The sequence below is a fragment of the Acidimicrobiales bacterium genome (assembly GCA_036399815.1).
Classification (GTDB): Bacteria; Actinomycetota; Acidimicrobiia; order Acidimicrobiales; family DASWMK01; genus DASWMK01.
Map to the genome: position 1 here is coordinate 1 of DASWMK010000246.1, position 2,634 is coordinate 2,634.

General features: G+C 80.3%; 3 protein-coding genes. 2 read left to right on the top strand and 1 reads right to left on the bottom strand.

Features of this window, described 5'->3' with window-relative positions:
• A partial coding sequence (locus VGB14_18480; protein HEX9994919.1) for an oligosaccharide flippase family protein occupies nucleotides 1-1,336 on the bottom strand: 1,336 nt, incomplete at its 3' end.
• 12 nt (nucleotides 1,337-1,348) lie between these two features.
• Here VGB14_18480 and VGB14_18485 point away from each other — a divergent pair.
• Together VGB14_18485 and VGB14_18490 are read left to right on the top strand one after the other, a co-directional pair.
• Nucleotides 1,349-2,440, top strand: a complete 1,092-nt coding sequence (locus VGB14_18485) for a glycosyltransferase (GenBank protein HEX9994920.1) — start codon at nucleotides 1,349-1,351, stop codon at nucleotides 2,438-2,440.
• On the top strand, nucleotides 2,437-2,634 hold a 198-nt coding region (locus VGB14_18490), incomplete at its 3' end, for a hypothetical protein (GenBank protein ID HEX9994921.1). The genes VGB14_18485 and VGB14_18490, both read left to right, overlap by 4 nt.

Below are 2,634 nucleotides of genomic sequence, written 5' to 3' on the forward strand. Positions count from 1 at the left end.
CGACGACGCGGGCCTGGGTGGCCGGCGCCCAGTCGACCCCGCCGGTGAGCCGGGCGGCGTAGGCGACGATCGGCACGGCCGCCACGACCTGGGCGGCGGCGTTGGCGACGGCTGCCCCCTGCGCCCCGTGGGCCGGGACGAGGGCGGCGGCGAGGGCGACGTCGACGGCGGCCGCCGCCGCGCTCGCCGCCAGCTGCACGCCGATGCGGCCGAACCCGGCGTGCACGCCGGTCGCCAGGCGCAGCAGGGGCACGGCCGGGAAGGCGGCCGCCATCACGAGCAGCACCGGCCCCGTCCCCCGGTACTCCTCGCCGTACACCACCCGCAGCAGCGCGGGGCCGGCGGCGAGGACGATGGCGGTGAGGGGCAGGGTGAGCAGGCACAGCAGCCGCACCGACCGGCCGAGCCCGGCCCGCACCCGGTCGAGGTGCTCGGCGCCGACCAGGGTGGCGACCGCCGGCGTCACCACCGAGGCGACGGCCTCGGGCAGGCGGGCCAGCGCGGCCGTCGCCGCGAACGCCACCGAGTACACGGCGAGCTCGGTGTCGGTCGACCACCGGTCGAGGAACAGGAACTCCGAGCGCCGCCACACGACGAGGGCCAGCACGACCTCGACGGTGCCGAGCCCGGCGTAGCGCAGGACCGGGCCGCGGTCGGGGGCCGGCCCGGGCGGCGGCAGGGAGGCGATGGCGCGGCGGGCGATGGCCTCGGTCCAGGCCAGGTTCACCACCGTCACCGCCGCCTCGACCACGAACATGGCGACGATGCCGCCGCCGGAGGCGAGGACGGCGACGGTGGCCGCGGCGCCGACCGCGCCGGTCACGAGGCTGACGGTGGCCGCCTCGCGGAAGCGCTGGAGGCCCGACAGCACGGCGGCCGGCACGTGGTGGAGGACGGCCGCCGCGCACGCGACCGCGGCGAGCGCCCACGCCGAGCGGAGGTCGCCGCGGGCCCAGCCGACGAGGAGCAGCACGCCGGCGCCGAGGAGGGCGGCGCCGACCACGAGGGAGCGCGCCCAGCGGACGAGGGCTCGCACCGACCGGCCGCCGTCCCGCCCGGCCTGCTCGCCGATCGTGCGCACGAGCGCCCTCGGCAGGCCGCCGGCGACGAGCACGACCATCGACAGCTCGACGAAGGAGATGAAGCTCTGCCGTCCCATCCCGTCGGTGCCGAGCGCCCGTGCCGCGGCCACGGAGACCACCAGCGTGTACGCCTGGGGCAGGGCGAAGCTCGCCGCGTACCAGAGCCCGCCCCGCAGCACGGACGCGCCGGTCGTGGTCGCGGCGGCCGACCGGTGCCCGTTCCCGTCGATCCCGGCACCGTACCGCCGGTCCATACTGCGACGGTGGTGGCCGGCCTCCGCGTCCTCCTCGTCTCCCAGCCGGTCACCGACGGCGTGGCCGTGTGCGTGCGCGACCTCGCGGCCGCCGGCGTGGCCGCGGGGATGGACGTCACCGTCGCCTGCCCGGCGGGCGGGGACCTGCCGGGCTGGGCCACCGGCGCTGGCGCGTCGTGGGAGCGGGTCGACATGGGCCGGGCGCCGGCGCCCGGCGACGCGGCGGCGGCCGCTCGGGTCCGGCGCCTCGCCGCCGACCGGGACGTGGTGCACCTCCACAGCTCGAAGGCCGGCGCCGTCGGCCGCCTGGCCCTGGCGGCCACGCCCCGGGGCCGGCGGCCGGGCTCGGCCTTCACCCCACACGGCTGGTCGTGGCTGGTCGGCGGGCGCCTGGCCCCGGCCTACCGGGCCGCCGAGCGGGCGCTGGCCGGCGTGACCGACACGGTCGTGTGCGTGTCCGGCGACGAGCTCGACGGCGGGCGGGCCGTGCTCGGCCGGGCGGCGGGGAGGGCCAGGGTGATCGAGAACGGCGTCGACGTCGAGCGCTTCTCGCCCGGCGGCGAGGTGGCGGCGCGGGACGGCGACCCGCTCCTCGTGTGCGTCGGCCGGCTGGCCCGCCAGAAGGGCCAGGACGTGGCCGTCGACGCGCTGGCCCGCATGGCCGACCGCCGGGCCCGGCTGCGGCTGGTGGGGACGGGCCCGGAGGCGGCGGCGGTGGCCGGGCGGGCGGCGGCCGCCGGCGTGGCCGACCGGGTGGAGCTGGTGGGCGCCGTGCCCGACCCCGCGCCCCACCTCAGGGCGGCCGACGTGGTGCTGGTGCCGTCCCGGTGGGACGGGCTGTCGCTGGCCCTGCTCGAGGCCATGGCCGCCGGCGCCGCCGTCGTCGCCACCCGGGTGTCGGGCGCGTCGGTGCTCGACGGCGTCGGCCTGCTGGTGCCGCCCGACGACCCGGGCGCGCTGGCCGCCGCCGCCGACCGGCTCCTCGCCGACCCGGACGAGCGGGCCCGCCTCGGCGCCGCGGCGCGGGCGAGGGCGGTCGAGCGCTTCGACGTGCGCCGGTCCGTCGCCGCCACCCTCGACCTCTGGCGGGAGCTGGCCAGGTGACCGCCCCGCTGTGGCTGGCCGACTGGTCGGACGGGGAGGACGCCGACTTCCGGGCGGCGTGGGCGGCGGCCGGCGTGCCGGCCCGGGTGCTGCGCGCCCGCCCGCTCGGCCCGTCGGTCGGGCGGCGGTCGCACCGGCTGCGGTCCTGGCCGGCCTACGCCCGCCTCGCCGTCGAGGGCCTGGCCAGGGCGGGC